General features: G+C 71.7%; 11 protein-coding genes. 5 read left to right on the top strand and 6 right to left on the bottom strand.

What is annotated here, in order from left to right; all coding sequences use genetic code 11:
* Positions 1-194: 194 nt before the first annotated feature.
* Positions 195-563, bottom strand: a complete 369-nt coding sequence (locus NON00_RS21985; RefSeq protein WP_256024901.1) for a response regulator — start codon at positions 561-563, stop codon at positions 195-197.
* Between the two features lie 449 nt (positions 564-1,012).
* On the opposite strand from NON00_RS21985, the gene NON00_RS24850 reads away from it, so the two are divergent.
* The 5 genes from NON00_RS24850 (at position 1,013) to NON00_RS21960 (ending at position 7,219) form a co-directional block, all read left to right on the top strand.
* Positions 1,013-2,134, top strand: a complete 1,122-nt coding sequence (locus NON00_RS24850) for a methyl-accepting chemotaxis protein (protein WP_305123507.1) — start codon at positions 1,013-1,015, stop codon at positions 2,132-2,134.
* Positions 2,135-2,236: 102 nt separating this feature from the next.
* Entirely contained in the window at positions 2,237-2,545 is a 309-nt protein-coding gene (locus tag NON00_RS21975) for an STAS domain-containing protein (RefSeq protein WP_256024900.1), read from the top strand.
* Positions 2,542-3,189, top strand: coding sequence for an ATP-binding protein (locus NON00_RS21970; RefSeq protein WP_256024899.1), 648 nt, complete (start codon positions 2,542-2,544; stop codon positions 3,187-3,189). The genes NON00_RS21975 and NON00_RS21970 overlap by 4 nt, the downstream gene beginning before the upstream one ends.
* Positions 3,186-4,355, top strand: coding sequence for a PP2C family protein-serine/threonine phosphatase (locus NON00_RS21965; protein WP_256024898.1), 1,170 nt, complete (start codon positions 3,186-3,188; stop codon positions 4,353-4,355). The genes NON00_RS21970 and NON00_RS21965 overlap by 4 nt, the downstream gene beginning before the upstream one ends.
* Positions 4,355-7,219, top strand: a complete 2,865-nt coding sequence (locus tag NON00_RS21960; RefSeq protein ID WP_256024897.1) for an ATP-binding protein — start codon at positions 4,355-4,357, stop codon at positions 7,217-7,219. Before NON00_RS21965 ends, NON00_RS21960 begins: the two co-directional genes overlap by 1 nt.
* Positions 7,220-7,321: 102 nt before the next feature.
* Here NON00_RS21960 and NON00_RS21955 read toward each other — a convergent pair whose 3' ends face one another.
* The 5 genes from NON00_RS21955 to kdpF are packed head-to-tail and all read right to left on the bottom strand — an operon-like array spanning position 7,322 to position 12,583.
* Positions 7,322-8,089: a TorF family putative porin gene (locus NON00_RS21955; RefSeq protein WP_256024896.1), complete on the bottom strand. Its 768-nt coding sequence runs from the start codon at positions 8,087-8,089 to the stop codon at positions 7,322-7,324.
* A gap of 11 nt (positions 8,090-8,100) precedes the next feature.
* Positions 8,101-8,688: a potassium-transporting ATPase subunit KdpC gene (kdpC, locus tag NON00_RS21950; RefSeq protein ID WP_256024895.1), complete on the bottom strand. Its 588-nt coding sequence runs from the start codon at positions 8,686-8,688 to the stop codon at positions 8,101-8,103.
* Positions 8,689-8,691: 3 nt separating this feature from the next.
* Positions 8,692-10,770, bottom strand: a complete 2,079-nt coding sequence (gene kdpB, locus NON00_RS21945) for a potassium-transporting ATPase subunit KdpB (RefSeq protein WP_256024894.1) — start codon at positions 10,768-10,770, stop codon at positions 8,692-8,694.
* Between the two features lie 10 nt (positions 10,771-10,780).
* Positions 10,781-12,490 carry a potassium-transporting ATPase subunit KdpA gene (gene kdpA, locus NON00_RS21940; protein ID WP_256024893.1) on the bottom strand — a complete coding sequence of 570 codons (1,710 nt, stop codon included), beginning with the start codon at positions 12,488-12,490 and terminating at the stop codon, positions 10,781-10,783.
* Positions 12,491-12,493: 3 nt separating this feature from the next.
* Positions 12,494-12,583: a K(+)-transporting ATPase subunit F gene (gene kdpF / locus NON00_RS21935; RefSeq protein ID WP_256024892.1), complete on the bottom strand. Its 90-nt coding sequence runs from the start codon at positions 12,581-12,583 to the stop codon at positions 12,494-12,496.
* Positions 12,584-12,941: the final 358 nt, after the last annotated feature.

The raw sequence follows: 12,941 nt of genomic DNA, 5'->3' as shown, positions 1-12,941 counted from the left end.
GTGCCGGCCAGCCCGGCCGCCACCAGCAGCCCCACCAGCGCGGGCGCCAGCGGTTCCGCGGGGCCGCGCAGCAGCACGGCGCCGCCCAGCGCCAGCAGCGCCGCGGGGCCCAGCAGCACCAGCCAGGGCGAGACCAGCCAGCCCGGCCCGCGCGGCATGCCTCCCTCCTCCCTCTCCTGCGGCCCGGGCATTCCTCAGGCGCCCGGCAGGACCTGCCGGATGACCTGCTGGAGCTTGTCCGGCGCCACAGGCTTCACCAGCCAGCCGGTCGCCCCGGCGGCACGCGCCTCGTCGCGCTTGCGTTGCTCCGATTCGGTGGTCAGCAGCAGCATCGGCGTGAAGCGCGCCGCCGGCAGCTTGCGCGCGGCGCTGATCATCTCCACCCCGTTGATGCCGGGCATGTGGTAGTCCGTAATGACGATCGCGAAGCTGCCCTTCTGCATGCAGGACAGGCCTTCCTCGCCCGTGGCCGCCGTGGTGACGGCGAAACCCATCCGCTCCAGGATTCCGGCCATGGTCATCAGCATGGTCGGCGAATCATCGACGAGCAGAGCAGTCTTCATCTGAACATCCCTGGACCTTCCCCACCCGCGGGGCCGGGCGGGAGGCACCCGCCAGGATCGCCGCGACCGGATCGCCGCGCCGGGGCCTCACGGCTCCGTGCGCGGATGGCGGACTGTGGCATGCCGGTTTTTCGCCCGCCAACCGGCAATGCGATTTCCTGTGCCTCGCCAGCGCCGGCGCCGCCGCTGCGCCACTCGCCTCACGCTTTTGAGAAATTCTAAGGAAGCATTCCCTAGGATGAGCGCCGCATTGCGGTGGAGAGACCGATGTCCGATCGTCTGGCGCGGCCCGCGGGCTGGCTCCCCGGTGCAGCCTGCGGGGCAGTCCCGGGGGCCTGCCCGGATGCCCGGCACCATCCGGCCAGCCCCGGCCAGGACGCCGCCGGGCCTGAGGCAACCCGTCCAGGCGCAGCCCTTCCAGGCGCCGCGCGCCATGGCAGGGGCGCGGGATGCCCGGCCTGATGCGGCTCTCCTTCTCCTCCGGCCGCGCCACGCCACCCCCGCCGCCCGCCGCCCTCCCCCCACCCGGCCCGGACCCCGAGGCGGAGGAAGCCCGCCGCCAGGCCGAGGCCGTGCTGGCCCGCTGGCACCGCCTGGGCGAGACCCAGCGCCGCGCCTTCCAGGCCATCTGCGCCGAGATCGCCGACACCAACCATGAGGTCGAGGACAATGTCTCCGGCCTGATCCAGGCCTTCCAGCGCCTCTCCGACAGCGCCCAGGCGCAGACCAACCGGCTCGAGCGCACGCTGCGCCTCGTCGATACCCTGGAGGCGGGGGATCAGGTGATCAGCCTCGACGAGCTGGTGCGGCTGATGGAAGGCGCCCTCGGCGGCGTGGTCGAGCGCGTGCTGGACATGTCCAAGCAGGCCATGGTCATGGTCTATGCGCTGGACGATGTCGCCGCCCATCTCGGCCGCGCCGAGCACTGCGTGGGCGATATCGAGCGCATCAACCGCATGACCACCATGCTGGCCTTCAACGCGCGAATCGAGGCCGCCCGCGCCGGCGCCGCCGGCCAGGGCTTCGCCGTCGTCGCCAACGAGGTGCGCGACCTCGCCATCTCCACCGGCAGCATGGCCGAGACGATGCGCACCGAGATCGCCGCCATCGGCCGCGTGCTGGAAGGCAGCCGGCACCGCATGGCCGAGGTCGCCACGGTGGATATGAGCGCCAGCCTCGACACCAAGGCCACGCTCGACGCCATGCTGGAAGGGCTCCAGCGCCGCCGCGCCGAGGTCGCCGCGCTGATGCAGGACATGACCAGCTCCGGCACCGCCATCACCGACGACATCGCCGCCTTCGCCGCCCGCATGCAGTTCACCGAGGGCACGCGCAACCGCCTGCGCACGGTGATCGCCGCGGCCGAGGCCCTCTCCGCCGCGACCGCCGCCGCCATGGCCGCCCACCCCCCACCCCCCGGCACCGAGGCCGCCCGCACGGATGCCGACTGCGTCGCCCGCGTGCTCGAAGCCTGCAACCAGGGCGATGTCCGGCACCGCTTCGCCGGCTGGCTGGAGCATGGCGCCGCCCCCACCGCCGCCCCCGCCAGCAGCGATATCGAGCTTTTCTGAACCACCGCCCGGCGGGCGGCCGGGCGGCAGCCACGCGGCCCCCCCCGCAACGCCGGGCGGGAAAAGACCGCAGCGGAAGGACAGCGCCATGGAACGACGCCCATGCAGGTGAAGCTCACTCCCGGCCTCGGCGGTGTCGAGGTCGCCGTCTCCGGCACCCTCACCTTCGACGCCCACGCCGCCTTCCGCCAGGTGGTGATGGCCCAGGTGGACCAGCCCGGCGCCCAGCCCGTGCTGCTCGACCTCGCCGGGCTCGACTATATCGACTCCGCCGGCCTCGGCATGCTGCTGCTGGCGCGCGAGGCGGCGGAGAAGCGCGGGCGCGGCATCATCCTGCGCGGCGCGCGCGGCCAGGTGGCGCGCATCCTCACCGTGTCGAAATTCAACCAGCTCTTCACCATCCAGCCGTGAGCCCCGCCGCCCCGCCGCCGGAGGAGGCCGAGATCCTCGCCGCCCTGCTGGCCCCCGCCGGGCGGCTGGTGGAACCGGGCTGCGACCCCGCCCCCACCCTGCCCGAGCAGGCCCTGCTCGCCCTCGCGCTGCGCACCATCACGGCCTGGCGCCTGCCGCTCACCCCCCTGGTGACGGAGGCGCTGCACCACCGCATGGGCCTCGGCCAGGAGCGCAGGCTGGATATCCACATCGCCCTCCAGGAGGCGCTGACCAACGCCCTGCTGCACGGCAATCTCGGCCTCGGCAGCGAGCTGCGCGGCAGCTTCGCCGGGCTCGGCCTGCTCCAGGAGAAGATCGAGACCGGGCTGAGCGACCCGCTGCGGGCCAACCGCCCCGTCGTCGTCGTCGCCCGCCCCGCCCCGCCCGCCCATCTCTGGCTGGAAGTGCGCGATTACGGCCAGGGCTTCTTCCCGTCCGGGGCCTTGCCGGAGGGCCCCGCCGCACCGCACGCCCCGCGCCCCGGCACGCCCCTCGGCACGCCACCCCCCCCGCATGGCCGCGGCCTCGGCCTCATCCGCTGCCTGACCGAATCCTGCGAATGGCGCCAGGAGAGCCGCACCCTCGCCATGCTCTTCCCCCTGGCGGAGGCCGGCGGCGCATGAGCCCGGGGCCCGCCGTGCCCGAAGCCCTGCGCAACGCCGCCCTGCTCGTCGTCGACGACGCGCCGACCAAGCGCGCCCTCGTCTCCGCCCATCTGCGCCGCGCCGGCTTCCACAACATCACCCTGGCCGAGGATGGGCTGCAGGCCCTGGAAGCCCTCGGCCAGGCCAGCTTCGACCTCGTCCTGCTCGATATCCTGATGCCCGGCCTGGATGGCTTCGAGACCTGCCGCGCCCTGCGCAGGGACCCACGCTGGGCCGAGCTGCCCGTGCTCGCCATGACCGGGCTGGAGGAATCCGAGGAACGCGCCGAAATCTTCGCCGCCGGCGCCACCGACCTCATCCTGAAGCCGATCCACCAGGCGGAGCTGATCGCCCGCATGGTCAGCCACCTGCACAACCGCCAGCTCATCCGCGGCCTGCGCGACTTCGCCGAGCGCACCAATGCCGAGCTGGCGGCGGCGCGGCAGATGCAGGAGGCCCTGCTGCCCGGCCCCGCCCTGCTGGCCGAGATGGAGGCGCGCTACGGCCTGCGCGTCGCCTCGCGCTTCCTGCCCTCCGCCGAGCTGGCGGGGGATCTCTGGGGCCTCTGGCCGCTGGATGGCGCGCGCTTCGGCCTCTTCGCCCTCGACGTGGTGGGGCATGGCACCATCGCCGCCATCAACGCCTTCCGCCTGCACACCCTCTTCGCCCAGGACCGCAGCGCGCGCGACGAGCCGGGCCTCTTCCTGGAGGGGCTGAACCGCCGGCTGCGCCCGCTCTTCAGCACCGGGCAATTCGCCACCATGTTCTATGCCGTGCTCGACGTGGCGCGCGACGCCATCGCCTATGCCGCCGCCGGCTATACCAGCCCCGTCCTGGCCGGCCGCGGCGGCACCCGCCTGCTCGATGGCAGCGGCCTGCCGCTGGGCATCTCCGGCAGCGCCCGCTACGAGACGCGGCAGGCCACCTGGCGCCAGGGCGAGGCCCTGCTGCTCTACAGCGACGCGCTGAGCGAGGCGACCACCGCCTGCGGCAGCCTGCTGGGCGAGGAGGGCGTGCGCGACCTCTGCGGCGCGGCCTTCGCCAGCGGCAACGGCGCGCATGGCATGGCCGACGCTCTGGCCCAGGCCGCCAGCGGCGCCCATGGCCCGGCCGATGACCTGACCCTGGTCTGCCTGCTGCGCTGATGCCCGGCACCCTTCCCCCCATCGCGCAGCGCGGCTGGCGGCGCCACTGCCCGCCCTGGCCCTGGCTGCTCGCCGCCCTGGCCGGCCTCCTCCTCATCGGCACCGCCACCCTGCTGCACCTGCGCCAGAACCGCGAACAGGCCTACCGCGCCGAGTTGCAGGACCTCGCCACCCTCGCCCGCGTCGCCGCCGAGCATTTCACCAGCGAGGTGCGCGCCCTCGACCGCACCCTGCTGCTGCTGCGCACCGTCCTGGAATCCCAGCAGGACAGCTTCGACCTCTCCGCCTGGACGCAATCCCCCTCCTTCCGCAACGAAATGATCGTGCAGGTGGCGCTGATCGGCCCCGATGGCCTGCTGCGCGCCACCAATGTGGGGCCCACCACCCAGCGGATGGACCTCTCCGACCGCGAGCATTTCCGCGTCCATCTGGGCGACAGGCCGGATGCGCTCTTCATCAGCCGCCCCGTGCTGGGCCGGGCGACCGGGCGCTGGACCCTCCAGCTCACCCGCCGCTTCGCCACGGTCGAGGGCGGGTTCGGCGGCGTCATCGTCGCCTCGGTCGATATCCGCGGCCTCGCCGCCTTCTACGAGGCGGTGGGGGCGGAGGGCGAGACGACGCTGCTGCTGCTCGGCCAGGATGGCGCGGTGCGCGCCAGCACGCCCTTCGAGGCCGCGCGCCTCTCCGGCGAGGCCCCCGCCCCCGCCGCCCTGCTGGCCCGGCTGGGGCCGGAGGAAAGCGGCGCCGCGCGCCTGCCGGAGGAAGCCGGCGCCAACCGCCTCATGGCCTTCCGCCGGCTGGCCGACCTCCCCCTCACCGTCGCCGTGCTGCGGACGGAGAGATATCTGGCGGGCGAACTCCACACGCATGAAAGGCTGGTGGGGGGCGGGGCCGCCGCCCTCGGCCTGCTCGGCCTCCTGCTGCTCTTCGGCTCCCACGCCCTGCAACGGCGCCAGCGCGAGACCGCCCGCGCGCTCGATGCCATGCTGGCCAGCATCTCCCAGGGCCTGCAGGTGACGGGGCCGGACGGCATCGTCCTCGTCACCAACCCGCGCACCGCCAGCCTGCTCAGCCTGCCGCCCGATCTCGCCCGCCCCGGCGTGGAACTGAAAGAAATCCGCGACTGGCTGGCCGGGCTGGCCGGGCCCGGCGCGCCCCCCCTGCCCGCCCCCGGCGAGGAAAAGGTGATCCAGCTCTCCCGCCAGGGCGGCCGGGTGCTGGAGGTGCGCGCCAGCCGGCTGGGCGGCGGCGGCGTGGTGCACACCTTCACCGACATCACCGCCCAGCACCGCGCCGCCGCCGCCCTGACCGAGGCGCGCGACGCGGCGGAGGCCGGGCTGCGCAGCCGCGCCCGCTTCCTGGCGACGATGAGCCACGAGATCCGCACCCCCATCAACGGCGTCATCGGCCTGGCGGAACTGCTGCTGGGCAGCCAGCTCGACCCCCAGCAGCGCCTTTGGGTGGACCGGCTGCAACTGGCGGCCGACCACCTGCTGCGGCTGGTCGATGACGTGCTGGACTTCACCCGGCTGGACCAGGGGCGCATGCCCTTCGAGCAGGCCGCCTTCCACCCCGCCCGCGTCGCCGAGGAAGCCTTCCGCCTGCTGGAATCCCGAGCCCAGGCCAAGGGCCTCGCCTGGACGCTGGACATGCCCGAGGCGCCGCCGCCCCCCGTGCTGGGCGATGCCGGGCGGCTGCGCCAAGTGCTGCTCAACCTGCTCGGCAATGCGCTGAAATTCACCGAGGCCGGCAGCGTCAGCCTCACCCTGCGCGCGGTGCCGGTGGAGGAAAACAAGCTGATGCTCTCCCTGGCGGTGCGGGATAGCGGCATCGGCATTCCCGCCGCCGCCCTGCCCGCCCTGTTCCAGGATTTTTCGCAGGTGGATGGCTCCATCTCCCGCCGCTTCGGCGGCAGCGGGCTGGGGCTGGCCATCTGCGCCCGGCTGGTGGCGCAGATGGGCGGGCAGATCACGGTGGACAGCCAGCCCGGCACGGGCAGCTGCTTCCGCCTCCAGCTCCGCCTGCCGCTGGCCCCGGCCGAGGCCGCCGCCGCACCGGCCCCGACGCTGGCCCCGCCGCCGGCCGAGGCCGCGCCCGGCCCGCCGCTGCGCATCCTCCTGGCCGAGGACGACCCGACCAACCGCATGGTGGTGCTGGCCATGCTGGCGCGCCTCGGCCACGCGGCCCGGCCGGTGGAAAATGGCCGGCTGGCGGTGGAGGCACTCCAGCAGGAGCCCTTCGACCTCGTGCTGATGGACCTGATGATGCCGGAAATGGACGGGCTCACCGCCACCCGCGCCATCCGCGCCCTGCCGCCGCCGCTGGACCGGCAGCGCATCGTGGCGCTCACCGCCAATGCCCTGCCTGAGGATGCCCGGCGCTGCCGCGAGGCGGGGATGGATGACGTGCTGACCAAGCCGCTGCGGCTGGCCGCCCTGCAGGCGATGCTGGCCAGGCAGGGCGGCAGGGTAGCAAGCGCCGCGCCCGCCCCAGCCACGCCTGCCCCAGCCGCGCCCGCGCAGCCGGAATTCGACCCCCGCCCGCTGCGCGACATGGCCGCCGAGCTGGGCGAGGAAAGCTGTTCCGCCATCCGCGCCGAATTCCTGCGCGAGCTGGAGGAGCGCATGGCACGCCTGCCCGTCCTCGCTGCCTCCGGCCCGGTGGAAGCCCTGCGGCGGGAGGCGCATTCGCTGAAAAGTGCCGCCGCGGCCTTCGGGCTGGTGGGGCTTTCACGGGCGGCGGCACAGATAGAGAGCAGCGCCGCCAAGGGCAGCATGCCCGACCTCTCCGCTCCCCTGGCGGCGCTGGCCGTGCTGGCGGCGCAGGGGCGGGAATGGCTGGATCAGCAGGTGAGTGGGAAATAGAAACAGGAAGAAAAGTTCTTTTTTGGAAAAAAGAACCAAAAAACTTTTTCCCGTCAGCGTCCCGCCTCAGGCCTGAGGCGGGACACCAGACTGAAAAAAACTTCAGAAGCTGCGGCTCAGCGTCAGCACCACGCGGTTGTCGCAGACCTTCTGCCCGCCATCGGCGCGCCCGGCGGCGGGGCTGCAATCCTTCTTGCTGATATCCGTGCCATACCAGCCCAGCGAGGCGGTGACACCGGCATAGACCTCCCGCGACAGGCCGAGCGAGTAGGAGAGGTAATCCGGCGTGCCGAAAGCGGTGTTGCGGTCAACCCACTGGTAGCCCATGCGCGCCGAAGCGGTGAAGGCCAGCGGCAGCGTCACATCGGCGCCACCCTCCAGATAATAGGCCGAACCCGAGCGCCCGGCGAAGTTGGGCGAATAATAGACGGAGGCCAGGAACTTCGCCGGCTCCAACGTGTAGGACGCCTTCAGGGCGAGTTCCTGATACTCGCCGATCTGCGTGCCCGGCGCCTTGTCCTGGCCCGGGTAGAGATAGGCGATATAGCCGGCATCGAGGTTCAGCCCGCCGAGCGAGAAGCGATAGCCCGCGAGAAGATCCAGTTCCTGGCGCGAATCATTCCACGGGCTGCCGAGGAACTGCGCATTGCTGAGGAAGGCACCGACATAGGCACCGCTCTCGTGCTGGATGTCGAGCGTGCCCTGGACAGCAGGGCGGCCGCGCGTCTGGCTGATGCCGCGTGAGACATAGTCGCTGGTGATGGCCGGCGTGGCGGTGACGGTGAGGCCGGCGGACTCCACCTCGAAAGCCTGGGCGGCCGGGGCGGCGGCCAGCAGGACGGCACAGAAAGCAGGGGCAAGGCGACGCATGAGATCGATCCTCAGTGGAATTCGTCGAGCGCGAGATTGAGGCGCAGGACATTGACGCGAGGCTCGCCCAGAAGGCCGAGCTCGCGCCCCTCTATCATCGCTCCGACGAGGGCTTGCAAGCGGGCTTCGGGCAGGCCGCGCGCGGCGGCGACGCGCGCCACCTGGCGGCGCGCATTCTCCGGGCTGATATGCGGGTCGAGACCGGAGCCCGAGGCGGTGACGGCATCGGCCGGCACCGGAGCCGCGCCCTCGGCCGCGATGCGTTCCCGCAGCGTCTCCAGCAGCGTCGCGCTGGTCGGGCCAAGCTGCGAGGCGGCGGAAGCAGCGGCGTTGTAGGGATGCGGGCGCGTCGCGCCCTCCTTCTCCGGGTCCGGCTCGGTGGTGGCGGAGGGGCGCGGGTGGAAATAGCGCGCGGAGGTGAAATCCTGGCCGATCAGCGCGGCCCCCACCACCTTGCCGTCGCGTTCGATCAGGCCGCCATTGGCCTGGGCGGGGAAGAGGAGCTGCGCCACACCGGTCATCGCCAGCGGCGCGGCGAGGCCGGTGAGCAGGGTGAAGGCGCCCAGCGTGACCAGGGCGGGACGGATCAGGGCGAGCATGGCTCAGGCGATCCCCAGGAGTTGCAGCAGCAGGTCGATGATCTTGATTCCGGCGAAAGGCGCGATGACGCCACCCACGCCGTAGACGAGCAGGTTGCGCCGCAGCAGCGCCGCCGCGCCAACGGGCGAGAAGCGCACCCCGCGTAGCGCCAGCGGCACCAGCGCCACGATGATGAGCGCGTTGAAGATGACGGCGGAGAGGATGGCGCTCTCCGGGCTGGCGAGGTGCATGACGTTCAGCGCCTGCAATTCCGGATAGCTGGTCACGAAGATCGCCGGCAGGATGGCGAAATACTTGGCCACGTCATTGGCGATGGAAAACGTGGTGAGCGCGCCGCGCGTGATGAGCAGCTGCTTGCCGATCTCCACCACCTCGATCAGCTTGGTCGGGTCGCTGTCGAGATCGACCATGTTGCCGGCCTCGCGCGCCGCCTGGGTGCCGGTCTGCATCGCCAGCCCGACATCGGCCTGGGCGAGCGCCGGGGCATCGTTGGTGCCATCGCCGCACATGGCGACCAGCCGGCCCTCCGCCTGCGCCTCGCGGATGTAGCGCAGCTTGTCCTCGGGCTTGGCCTCGGCGATGAAGTCATCCACCCCGGCCTCTGTGGCGATGGCGGCGGCGGTCAGGCGGTTGTCGCCCGTCACCATCACGGTGCGGATGCCCATGCGGCGCAGCGCGGCGAAGCGCTCGCGGATGCCGGGCTTGACGATGTCCTTCAATTCGATGACGCCCAGCAGACGATCATCGCGCGACACGGCGAGCGGCGTGCCACCCTGGCGCGCGATGCGCTCCGCCGCCTGGGCCAGCGCCGGCGGCAGCGCGGTGCCGAGCGCCGCGGCCAGGCTCTCCACCGCGCCCTTGCGGTAGCGCTGCCCGGCGAGATCGAGGCCGGAGAGGCGCGTCTGCGCCGTGAAGGGCACGATCACCGCGTCTTCCGGCAGGGCGGGCGCGGTGAGGCCATGCCGCTCCCGCGCATAGGCCAGCACGGAGCGGCCCTCCGGCGTCTCATCCGCCAGGGAGGAGAGCAGCGCGGCCTCGGCCAGTTCCCGCTCGCCCACGCCGGGGGCGGGGATGAGGCCCGCCGCCTGCCGGTTGCCGAGCGTGATGGTGCCCGTCTTGTCGAGCAGCAGCACATCGACATCGCCCGCCGCCTCCACCGCGCGGCCGGAGGTGGCGAGCACGTTGAAGCGCACCAGCCGGTCCATGCCGGCGATGCCAATGGCCGAGAGCAGGCCGCCGATCGTCGTCGGGATCAGCGTGATCAGCAGCGCCGCCAGCACCGGCACGGAAGGCGGCTGGCCATTCCACGAGGCCAGCCCCACCAGCGTCGCCACGGCGATCAGGAAGATGATCGTCATCCCCGCCAGCAGGATATCCAGGGCGATTTCATTGGGCGTCTTCTGGCGCGAGGCCCCCTCGACCATGGCGATCATGCGGTCGAGGAAGGTGGCGCCGCTGGCGGCGGTGATGCGCACCACCAGCCAGTCCGAGACCACCAGCGTGCCGCCGGTGACGGCGCTGCGGTCACCGCCGGACTCGCGGATCACCGGCGCGCTCTCACCCGTCACCGCCGCCTCGTTCACCGAGGCGATGCCCTCCACCACCTCGCCATCGGAGGGGATGAGGTCGCCCGCCTCGACCAGCACGAGGTCGCCCACGCGCAGCTCCTCGGCGGAGCGCGGCTGCCACAGGCTGCGGTCATCGCCGCGCAGCAGCAGCTTGGCGCGGGTGGTGCCGCGCGCCTGGCGCAGGCTGTCCGCCTGGGCGCGGCCGCGGCCCTCGGCCACCGCCTCGGCGAAGGTGGCGAAGAGCACGGTCAGCCACAGCCACACGGCGATGCCGGCCTGGAAGTGCCAGGGCTCCCCCGCCAGCGCCGCGCGCAGCGCCAGCGCGGTGACAAGGGCCGAGACCGCCTCGGTGACGAAGATCACCGGGTTGCGCAGCAGCGCCACCGGGTTGAGCTTGCGCAGCGCGTCCAGCGCGGCGCGGGAGAGGATGGCCGGGTCCACCAGGGTGGAGGCGGCGCGCAGGCCGCGCCGCGCCTCCCCCTGATGCGAAGGGGATGAAAAAAGGTCGGGCATCGGGAGCACCTCAGAAGGTCCGGCCGGCGAGCATCACGACATGCTCGGCGATCGGCCCCAGGGCCAGGGATGGCAGGAATTGCAGCCCGCCGAGGATGAGGATCATGCCGGTCAGCAGCCCGGCGAAGAGCAGCGTGTCGGTGGGGAAGGTGCCCGCGCTCTCCGGCAGCTTCACCTTGGCGGCGAGGCTGCCGGCCATGGCCAGCACCGGCACGACATAGGCGAAGCGGCCGAGCAGCATGGCCAGGCCCAGCGTGACGTCGAGCCAGGGCGTATCCGCCGTCAGCCCGCCAAAGGCCGAGCCATTGTTGCCGGCGGCGGACGTATAGGCGTAGAGCATTTCCGTCAGCCCGTGCGGCCCGGCATGGGCGAGCGAGGCGGTGGCCGCCGGCAGCACCATGGCCACGGCGGTGAAGCCCAGGATGGTGGCCGGCAGCACCAGCACCGCCAGCATCGCCAGCTTGATCTCCCGCGCCTGCACCTTCTTGCCGAGGAATTCCGGCGTGCGCCCCACCATCAGCCCGGCGATGAAGACCGAGAGCAGCACGAAGACGAGCATGCCATAGAGGCCGGAGCCGACGCCGCCCGGCAGCACCTCGCCCAGCTGGATCAGGAAGAGCGGGACGAAGCCGCCCAGCGGGGTGAAGCTGCTGAACATGGCATTCACCGCGCCGCAGGAGGCGCCGGTGGTCGTGGCGGTGAACAGCGCCACCAGCGGCAGGCCGAAGCGCAGATCCTTGCCTTCCATATTGCCCTGCGCCGGGTCGAGCCCGGCGGCCAGGTGCAGCGGGTTGCCCGCCGCCTCGGCGGCATAGACCGCCGCCGTCGCCGCCACGACGAAGGCCAGCATGACGCCGAGCAGGACGGCACCCTGCCGCCGGTTGCCCACCATCTGCCCGAAGGTCAGGCAGAGGCCGAAGGGGATCACCGCCTGCGCCCATATCTGCAGGGCCGTCACCAGGGCGGAAGGGCCTTCATAGGGGTGCAGCGAATTGACGCCGAAGAAGCCGCCGCCATTGGTGCCGAGATGCTTGATGGCGATCTGGAAGGCGACGGGGCCGAGCGCGATGCTCTGCGGCGCGCCCTCCAGCGTCACCGCCTCGGCATGGGTGGCGAGGGTCTGCGGCATGCCAAGCGCGACAAAGGCCAGCCCCAGCACCAGGGACAGCGGCAGCAGCAGGTAGAGGGTGACGCGCGTCAGGTCGGCCCAGAAATTGCCCAGGCTGTGCAACCCGCCGCCGGTGAAGGCGCGCGCCACGGCGAAGGCCATGGCGATGCCCGAGGCGGCAGAAAGAAAGTTGTGCACCGTGAAGCCCGCCATCTGGCTGAGATACGAGGCCGCCGCCTCGCCGCTATAGGCCTGCCAGTTGGTGTTGGTGACGAAGCTGATGGCCGTGTTGAAGGCCAGCGGCGGCGCCATGCCCGGAAAGCCCTCCGGGTTGAGGGGCAGCACATCCTGCAGGCGCAGCAGCGCGTAGAGCAGGAGGAAACCCGCCGCGCTGAAGGCCAGCATGGCCAGGGCATAGCCCTTCCAGCCCTGGCCCCGCGCCGGGTCGATCCCGGCGGCGCGGTAGATCAGGCGCTCCACCGGGGCCAGCACGGGGTGGAGAAAGGTCCGCTCACCCGCCGCCAGCCGCGCCATGTGGCGCCCGAGCGGCACCGCGGTGAGCAGGATGGCCGCCAGGACCAGGGCGATCTGCACCCATCCGAGGAAGGTCATGGCTCACAGATCCTCGGGGCGCAGCAGGGCCCACAGCAGATAAAAGAACAGGCCGGCGGCGACGAGGCCGCCCAGGAGAAGGTCCAGCGGCATGGCGCTCACACCCGGTCGCAGGCCGCGGCATAGCCGGCCAGCAGCGCGAAGCTGCCAAGGCCCAGGGCCAGCAGATAAATATCCAGCATGGGGTCATATCCTGCAGAGGACAGAGATCATGCCCAGGCACGCGGCATGGGCAGTCCCCGCAGGCTAGGTGCGCACCGCGTAAAGGCGCCATGCGAGTTGCGGCGGCGCCGTATAAAGGGGGTATAAAAACTGGCAGAAAATCTTCTTTTCCTGAAGAAAAAGAAGCAAAAAGACTTTTTCAGGGGGAAAGGAGATTAAGGCCTGTTAGAGCTTGAATGCTGTTCCCATGTTCTGGGCATGGTGGAGAGCAGCGACAATCAGGTTTTCA

It is taken from the genome of Roseomonas sp. GC11 (genome assembly GCF_024437745.1).
In the GTDB taxonomy this organism is placed as follows: Bacteria; Pseudomonadota; Alphaproteobacteria; order Acetobacterales; family Acetobacteraceae; genus Pseudoroseomonas.
The sequence above is the reverse complement of the archived record's forward strand: the minus strand, read 5'-3'. Positions and strand labels throughout refer to the sequence as shown.

What these genes read in the sequence shown, in the direction of transcription:
- NON00_RS21965 (WP_256024898.1), top strand. Translation starts at nt 3,186, where the DNA reads ATGAGCCCGGGGCCCGCCGTGCCCGAAGCCCTGCGCAACGCCGCCCTG.
- NON00_RS21955 (WP_256024896.1), bottom strand. Translation starts at nt 8,089, where the DNA reads ATGCGTCGCCTTGCCCCTGCTTTCTGTGCCGTCCTGCTGGCCGCCGCC.
- kdpA (WP_256024893.1), bottom strand. Translation starts at nt 12,490, where the DNA reads ATGACCTTCCTCGGATGGGTGCAGATCGCCCTGGTCCTGGCGGCCATC.
- NON00_RS21960 (WP_256024897.1), top strand. Translation starts at nt 4,355, where the DNA reads ATGCCCGGCACCCTTCCCCCCATCGCGCAGCGCGGCTGGCGGCGCCAC.
- NON00_RS21985 (WP_256024901.1), bottom strand. Translation starts at nt 563, where the DNA reads ATGAAGACTGCTCTGCTCGTCGATGATTCGCCGACCATGCTGATGACC.
- kdpB (WP_256024894.1), bottom strand. Translation starts at nt 10,770, where the DNA reads ATGCCCGACCTTTTTTCATCCCCTTCGCATCAGGGGGAGGCGCGGCGC.
- kdpC (WP_256024895.1), bottom strand. Translation starts at nt 8,688, where the DNA reads ATGCTCGCCCTGATCCGTCCCGCCCTGGTCACGCTGGGCGCCTTCACC.
- NON00_RS21975 (WP_256024900.1), top strand. Translation starts at nt 2,237, where the DNA reads ATGCAGGTGAAGCTCACTCCCGGCCTCGGCGGTGTCGAGGTCGCCGTC.
- NON00_RS24850 (WP_305123507.1), top strand. Translation starts at nt 1,013, where the DNA reads ATGCCCGGCCTGATGCGGCTCTCCTTCTCCTCCGGCCGCGCCACGCCA.
- kdpF (WP_256024892.1), bottom strand. Translation starts at nt 12,583, where the DNA reads ATGCCGCTGGACCTTCTCCTGGGCGGCCTCGTCGCCGCCGGCCTGTTC.